The sequence below is a fragment of the Terrabacter sp. RAF57 genome, assembly GCF_052113925.1.
In the GTDB taxonomy this organism is placed as follows: Bacteria; Actinomycetota; Actinomycetes; order Actinomycetales; family Dermatophilaceae; genus Terrabacter.
On sequence record NZ_JBFRDT010000024.1, the window covers coordinates 45,680 to 52,202 of the forward strand.

Annotated in this window: 6 protein-coding genes and 1 pseudogene; 6 read left to right on the top strand and 1 reads right to left on the bottom strand. The window is 68.0% G+C overall.

Going from position 1 to position 6,523, the window contains the following annotated elements; genetic code table 11:
- Positions 1 to 232 precede the first annotated feature (232 nt).
- The 6 genes from AB4Y83_RS20155 to AB4Y83_RS20180 all read left to right on the top strand — a co-directional run bounded on the left by AB4Y83_RS20155 (position 233) and on the right by AB4Y83_RS20180 (position 6,220).
- Positions 233 to 1,435 (top strand): ABC transporter ATP-binding protein, encoded by a 1,203-nt coding sequence (locus tag AB4Y83_RS20155; RefSeq protein WP_442297969.1) that lies wholly within the window; start codon positions 233 to 235, stop codon positions 1,433 to 1,435.
- Positions 1,432 to 2,250: an ABC transporter permease gene (locus AB4Y83_RS20160; protein WP_442297970.1), complete on the top strand. Its 819-nt coding sequence runs from the start codon at positions 1,432 to 1,434 to the stop codon at positions 2,248 to 2,250. Before AB4Y83_RS20155 ends, AB4Y83_RS20160 begins: the two co-directional genes overlap by 4 nt.
- A gap of 127 nt (positions 2,251 to 2,377) precedes the next feature.
- Positions 2,378 to 2,908 carry a 2'-5' RNA ligase family protein gene (locus AB4Y83_RS20165; protein ID WP_056778550.1) on the top strand — a complete coding sequence of 177 codons (531 nt, stop codon included), beginning with the start codon at positions 2,378 to 2,380 and terminating at the stop codon, positions 2,906 to 2,908.
- A 24-nt stretch (positions 2,909 to 2,932) separates the two neighbouring features.
- Entirely contained in the window at positions 2,933 to 4,027 is a 1,095-nt protein-coding gene (locus tag AB4Y83_RS20170; RefSeq protein WP_442297971.1) for a YihY/virulence factor BrkB family protein, read from the top strand.
- A 74-nt stretch (positions 4,028 to 4,101) separates the two neighbouring features.
- Positions 4,102 to 5,265 carry a glycosyltransferase family 4 protein gene (locus AB4Y83_RS20175; RefSeq protein WP_442297972.1) on the top strand — a complete coding sequence of 388 codons (1,164 nt, stop codon included), beginning with the start codon at positions 4,102 to 4,104 and terminating at the stop codon, positions 5,263 to 5,265.
- Positions 5,258 to 6,220 (top strand): glycosyltransferase family 2 protein, encoded by a 963-nt coding sequence (locus tag AB4Y83_RS20180; RefSeq protein ID WP_442297973.1) that lies wholly within the window; start codon positions 5,258 to 5,260, stop codon positions 6,218 to 6,220. Before AB4Y83_RS20175 ends, AB4Y83_RS20180 begins: the two co-directional genes overlap by 8 nt.
- A gap of 72 nt (positions 6,221 to 6,292) precedes the next feature.
- On the opposite strand, the pseudogene AB4Y83_RS20185 reads toward AB4Y83_RS20180, so the two are convergent.
- Positions 6,293 to 6,523: pseudogene (locus tag AB4Y83_RS20185) on the bottom strand (hypothetical protein); the annotation flags it as partial.

The following is a 6,523-nucleotide window of genomic DNA, read 5'->3' on the forward strand; positions in this document are numbered from 1 at the left end:
GGCACGTCAGGGCTCGGGGCGCTGCGCCGAGGCCTCCTCCAGTGACTCGTCCCACCGGGTGCGACAGGATCTCCGACCACCTGCTCACTGGGTCGATTGTCGGCATTGGCCACCGGGTGTGCGAGGTCGCCACCGCGCAGATGGGGTCGCGGGAAGATCGCGCGAACACGCCTGATGTCGACGGACGTCGACATCACAGACAGAACATCGGGGGCGCAGCGTGAGCACGGACATGGCGATTCGTGCGGTAGGACTGTCGAAGTCCTACCGCATCGCTCATCGAGCAGCACCGGTCACCCGGGTGACCGAGGCCGTAGCCCAGCGACTGCGTCACCCGTTTCGTCGCAAGGACTACGAGGACTTCACCGCCCTGTCGGACGTGTCCTTTGAGATCCCGTGGGGAGAGGCCGTCGGCATCGTCGGGCGAAACGGCGCCGGAAAGTCCACCCTGCTCAAGCTCCTGACGCGGATCACGGCGCCGACGGCTGGAAGGATCGAGCTGTCCGGTCGCATGGGCAGCCTGCTCGAGGTGGGCACGGGCTTCCACCCGGAACTGACGGGTCGCGAGAACATCTTCCTCAACGGCGCGCTGCTCGGGATGCGGCGCAACGAGATCCGACGGCGTTTCGACGAGATCGTCGACTTCTCGGGGGTGGAGCGCTTCCTCGACACGCCGGTCAAGCGATACTCCTCCGGCATGTACGTCCGGCTGGCGTTCTCGGTGGCTGCGCACCTGGACACGGAGCTCCTGGCGATCGACGAGGTGCTGGCCGTGGGAGACGCGGAGTTCCAACGGAAGTCTCTGGCCAAGATGCGGGACGTCGCCAACGACGGACGAACCGTGCTCTACGTCAGTCACCAGATGCAGACGGTTGAGTCGCTGTGCACTTCGGCGATCTTCCTCCAGCACGGCACGCTCCAGCTGCAGGGCGGTGTCGCCGACGTCATCAAGCGCTATCGCGGCAGCTTTGAGGAGTATGCCGCGCGTGAGACGCAGGCGCGGAAGGGGCTGAGTGACGACGTGCCTCGCATCCTCGAGGTCGTGCCGACGAGTCAGTCCTTCTCCGTCGACGATGACAAGTCGGTCGACATTCGCATCGGTCCGACCGACGACTTCATCGGCACCTACTTCGTCTCGGCGCACCTGACGGACGCGAACGGGAACGTCGTGGGTCAGTGCGACTCTCGCCTCGTCGGCCGCTACCTGGACGCGGACCGTGAGCAGCGTCTTCGGCTGTCGATCCGCCACCTGTGGATGAAGCCTGGCCGTTACTCGATCGACGTCTTCGTGTGTGCGTCAGGCATCTTGGATTCGTGGGAGGGCTCGGCCACGTTCGACATCCTGCCGTCGTTGCCCTACCCGGAGCTGACCTCACCCGAGGCCACCGGCCACGGTGCGGTCCTGCTGGACTTCGACTACGAGGTGCACGCATGAGCAAGGTCGTCATCACACCCCCCGGGCGTCTGAGTCTCCCGCACTGGCAGGAGCTCTGGGGCGCCCGAGAGGTCTTCCTTCGCTTCGGCCAGCGCGACGTCCTCCTCCGGTACCGGCAGACGGCCGTGGGCGTCACCTGGGTGATCCTGCAACCCTTGGTTGCGGCCGGGATCTTCTCCATCATCTTCGGCCGGATCGCAGGTCTCTCGACCGACGGGGTGCCGTACTTCCTCTTCTCCTACATCAGCATGCTGGGCTGGAATCTCTTCTCCGGCGTGCTGAACCGGGCCGCCCCTTCGCTGGTCGCCAACCAGGCGCTCGTGTCCAAGGTGTTCTTTCCACGCATCCTCGTCCCGGCGTCGACGATCCTGTCGGTCATCCTCGACTTCGTCGTGGCCCTCGTCCTCGGCGTCGTTCTGCTGGTCGCCTTCCGGGTCAACCCGGGCATCGCGGCGCTCGCCCTTCCCTTCTGGGTCCTGTGCACCCTCTGCCTGAGTCTGGGGTTGGGACTGGCCGCCTCCGCGATCATGGTGCGCTACCGGGACGTGGCGTACGTCCTGCCCTGGCTGGTCCAGATCGGGCTGTATGCGACGCCCGTGGCGTATTCGCTCGAAGCCGTTCCCGAGCAGTACCGCATCTTCTTCGATCTCAACCCGATGAGCTGGCTGCTGACTGGGATCCGCTGGTCCTTGCTCGGCACGGCGCCGCCGCCGGTGTGGCAGCTGGCCGCGGCGGTCATCGTCAGCGCAGGGGCTCTCTTCGCCGGGTTGCTCGTCTTCCAGCGGTTCGAGCGGTCGTTCGCGGACGTGATCTGAGGCCAGCCCCGCTCTCGGGGTGACGATCGGTGAGGGTGCGACCGTCGCGGCCGGTGCGATCGGAGCGGGCGCACGTCCGGCAGGCCCGCGGCCGCACTGGTCGAGGAGATTGGGTACGGTCGGGTGCGTGAGTGTTGCGCGCCCCACGACGATCGGCGTCTCGATCCCGATCCCGGCCCCGCACGGTGACTATCTCCAGCGTCGCCGGGCCGACTTCGGTGACCCCCAGGCCTGGCAGATCCCCGCGCACATCACCCTGCTGCCGCCGACCGAGGTCGACGCGGAGGCGTATGCCGCCTTCCGGAGCCACTGCGCCGAGGTGGCCGCCGCGCACGCCGCGTTCGACGTCGTCCTGCGTGGCACGGGCACGTTCCGTCCGCTGTCCGACGTCGTCTTCATCCAGGTGGCCCAGGGCGTCTCGAACTGCGAGGCGCTCGAGGTGTCGCTGCGCTCGGGGCCGGTGAGCCGCGCCCTCGAGTTCTACTACCACCCGCACGTCACCGTGGCGCACAACGTGCCGGCCGAGTCGCTCGACCTCGCCTTCACCGACCTCGCCGACTACTCCGTCGCCTTCACTGTCGGCGCCTACCACCTCTACGAGCTGGGCGAGGACGACGTGTGGCGTCCCGTGCACGAGTTCACCCTCACCGGGGGCTGACGGGTGCCGGCTCTGGGGCCCCTCATGGATCGGCTCAAGGCCCTGTCTCCGTACCGGGCGTGGACCCGATTCAGCACGTCGAGCGGCAACCTGCTCGCGGCGGGGGTCAGCTACTACGCCTTCTTCTCCATCTTCCCGGCGCTCGCGCTCGCCTTCGCGATCTTCGGCTTCGTCCTGCAGGACCGCCCCGATCTCGTCCTCGCGATCGCCGACTCGCTCAACAAGGCCCTCCCCGGGATGGTCAAGACGCCGAGCAACCCCGACGGCATCATCAGCATCGAGGCGCCGGCGAGCCTGACGCTGACCCTGACCGGCATCATCTCGTTCGTGACCCTGCTGTTCGCCGGCATGGGGTGGGTCCGGGCCCTGCGCACCGGCATCCGCGGCGTCTTCGGCCTCGAGGTCGCGACACACGCCATGGTGCGGACGATGGCCCGTGACCTGCTGGTCCTCGTGACCGTCGGTACGGCCGTCGCGGTCTCGGCGATCCTCACGAGCAGCATCGGTGGTCTGGCCGAGCAGGTGGCCGGGTGGGTCGGTCTCGAGGGCAACGGACTCCTCGTCGGCCTGCTGGGACTTCTCATCGGCATCGTCTTCGACACCTTCATCCTCGTCGTCCTGCTGCGGACCCTCTCTGGAGCACCGCTGCCGCTGCGCGACATCCGTCAGGGAGCGGTGATCGGCGCCGTCATCCTCACCCTGCTCARGCTGTTCGGCGGTTTCCTCGTCAGCCATGCCACGGCGAACCCGCTGCTCGGGGCCGTCGCGCTCTCGGTCGGACTGCTCTTCTGGCTCGACCTCATGTCCAAGGTCATCCTCCTCTCGGCCGCGTGGGCCGCGAACGACGTCGACCTCGACGCCCTGGGCGATGACACCGGCCGCTCGACGCTGTCCAGGGCCGCCCGCCCCGTGTTCATCGCCCCGCTCGCCTCCGGCGCCGACACCAGCCTCGTGCCGTATGCGGCAGCCCCCCTCGAGGTGGCGCCCGGGCACGCCGACGTGGCTGGGCGGGACGTCGCCGGTTCCCGCGCGGTCGACCGGGTCAGCCTCGCCGCGGGTGCGGTCGTCGGTGCCGCCTCGGCCGCGCTGGTCGCTGTGCTTCGCCGGCAGCACCGCTGAGGGACCCGGGGCACTGCGCCTGTCAGTACCGCTGTTCGCCGTGCGGGCAGACACGTGCTGGGTACATTCGACCCGTGATAGCCCATGTGCCGACGCCGGGTGACCACTTCTCGCCGATGACAGGATCGGCCGTGATGACGGTGATCGACGGGCTGGCCCGTCCGACGGCCGAGAGCGCCAGGCATCAGGTTCTGGTGGCTGAGGGAACGTATGCCGAGCGATACAACTCAGCAGACGTGATCTCCTACCCGCCTGCCCCACCGCGGAGCCGCTCAGTCCGTCTCGTCGATACAGCCCTCGCCCGGATGGGCGCCGGCCGGCCCTTCGCCTCCCGTGAGTACCGTGCTGCCTTCAAGGTCCTGAGCGACGCACCGCACACCGTGCTGCTCCACAACGCGCCTAACGTGGCCACTCTCCTTCCCGCCCAGTCAGCGCCAGTGCTCTACGCACACAACGAGATCCTGCACGGAGCCCCGTGGGCAGCTCACAGCTCCGTCCGCGGTTTGGAGGGGATCATCACCGTCAGCGAGTGGTTGGCTGAAAGGACGCGCCACCGCGTTCCTCGCTCGATGCGCTCCCGGGTCGTCTCCCTGGTCAACGGTGTCGATACCGATTCCTTCGTGCCCGTGGACCGGACCGACCGAGACGGACTGAGAATCCTGTACGTGGGCCGGGTCGTGCCGGAGAAGGGCCCCGACGTGCTGTTGGATGCGGTGGAGCGAGCCGGGATCCACGGACTCACCGTCAGGATCGTGGGCAGTGAGGGCTTCGCCATCGATGGCCCACTTTCCAGCTACGAGCGCGCCCTGCGCAGACGCGCCTCAACCCTGTCCTGTGGGGTCGAGTTCGTGCCGTTCACACCGCGGGCAAAGCTTCCTGCCCACTACGAGTGGGCAGATGTCGTGACGCTCCCGTCTCGATGGGAGGAGCCGTGCGGTCTCACGCTGCTGGAGTCGCTCGCCAGCGGCGTGGCAACCGTGGTCACGGAGTCCGGTGGCATGCCGGAGGTCGCCGGGGACGCTGCGATAGTCATCAGGCGCAACGACCCAGGCGCCTTGATCGACGTCTTGCGACAGCTTGCTGACGCCCCGACGGTACGCAGCGATCTCGGTCGACGTGCTCGTGAACGGTCGATGGAATTCACATGGGCCGGTCGCGCTGAACGTTTGCACGAGATCCTCGAGGAGTGGGGCCTCCCGACAGCGGGCCCTGGCCGAGAGGTGTCCGCGAATGGTTGAGCCGAACAGCGAGCGTGTCTTGGTGGTGATACCGCTCTACAACGGTGCTCGGTTCATCGATGAGACGTTGCAGAGCGTCATCTCACAGACTCACCCCCATTTCGAGGTCGTCGTGGTCGACGACGGTTCCAGCGATGACAGCGTTGAAAGAGTGCGCCGGTGGTCGCACGCCGACGCTCGGGTGCGTCTGCGCACCAAGGGCTCGTCGGGCATCGCGTCCACCCGGAACCACGCGATGGCAGCCAGCACGCCTGGTGCGTCATACGTCGTCTTCCTGGACCAGGACGACGTATTGCCATCCGACTTCTTCAGTCGCGCGGTCTCCTGCTTGAGTCAACGGTCGGACGCCGTGGGCGCCGCTGCGCTGGTCGACCTCGTGGATGCTGACGGAAGACCATTCGACGATGGTGCGTTCGCGGCCGCGATGGTGGGTGGCGACGGCTCATCCTCGCTCGAGGCAAGCGATGGGCGCGAGGTCCGTTTCGAGGATGTGTTCGTCCACAACCGGCTCTGCCCCCCGAGCTGCGTCATGCTCAAGCTGGACATCGTGACCGAGGTGGGTGGACCCGACACGAGCTACGTCGTCGCGGACGACTGGGACTTGATGCTCCGGGTACTCAGGCACGGACCGGTGCTGTTCCTGCCTGGGGCTCGCGTCGGCTACCGGCGGCACGGATTCAACGCCTCTGACTCCGCGGGGGATCAGAACATCCAGGAAACGCGTCGGGTCTGGGCCCGGACCTACTTCTCGCGGGCGAACTCCGACGCGCAGCGCCGAGCGCTCCGACAGAAGTGGCGGACACGCCAGCGTCGAACAGCTCGCGCCAAGGCGCAGTCCGCTGTGACTGCCCTCGGGCGTGGCGAGCTGCTGATCGCCGCTTCGGGCCTGCTGGACGCCCTCGCGCACGCTGTATCTCTCCGTCCCCTGCGGTATTGGGCCAGGCCGGCGAGGTGACCTGATTGGGAGTTCTCGCGAGTCCTGTGCGGTGAGTCCGGGCCCYTGCGACCATCGCGCCGCAAGGATGTTTCACGCCGCGCGGCGCCGGCGCCGGGCGATCGCGAGCAGCACGACGCCGGTGGTGACGACGACACCGGCCGCGGCGAGCACGACGAGCGACCTGGTGCGGTCGGATGCCGTCGCCTCGCTCGCCGGGGCCGCGACCGGGCCCGCGACCGGGGACGGAGTGCCGGTCTCCGAGGTCCCCGGTCGGGCCCCCGCGCCGGCGCCGGCGCCGGTCGCGCCGCCAGTGGGCAGCTC

Excerpts from the sequence above, each read along its gene's own strand:
- AB4Y83_RS20155 (WP_442297969.1), top strand. The coding sequence starts at position 233 with ATGGCGATTCGTGCGGTAGGACTGTCGAAGTCCTACCGCATCGCTCAT.
- AB4Y83_RS20160 (WP_442297970.1), top strand. The coding sequence starts at position 1,432 with ATGAGCAAGGTCGTCATCACACCCCCCGGGCGTCTGAGTCTCCCGCAC.
- AB4Y83_RS20180 (WP_442297973.1), top strand. The coding sequence starts at position 5,258 with ATGGTTGAGCCGAACAGCGAGCGTGTCTTGGTGGTGATACCGCTCTAC.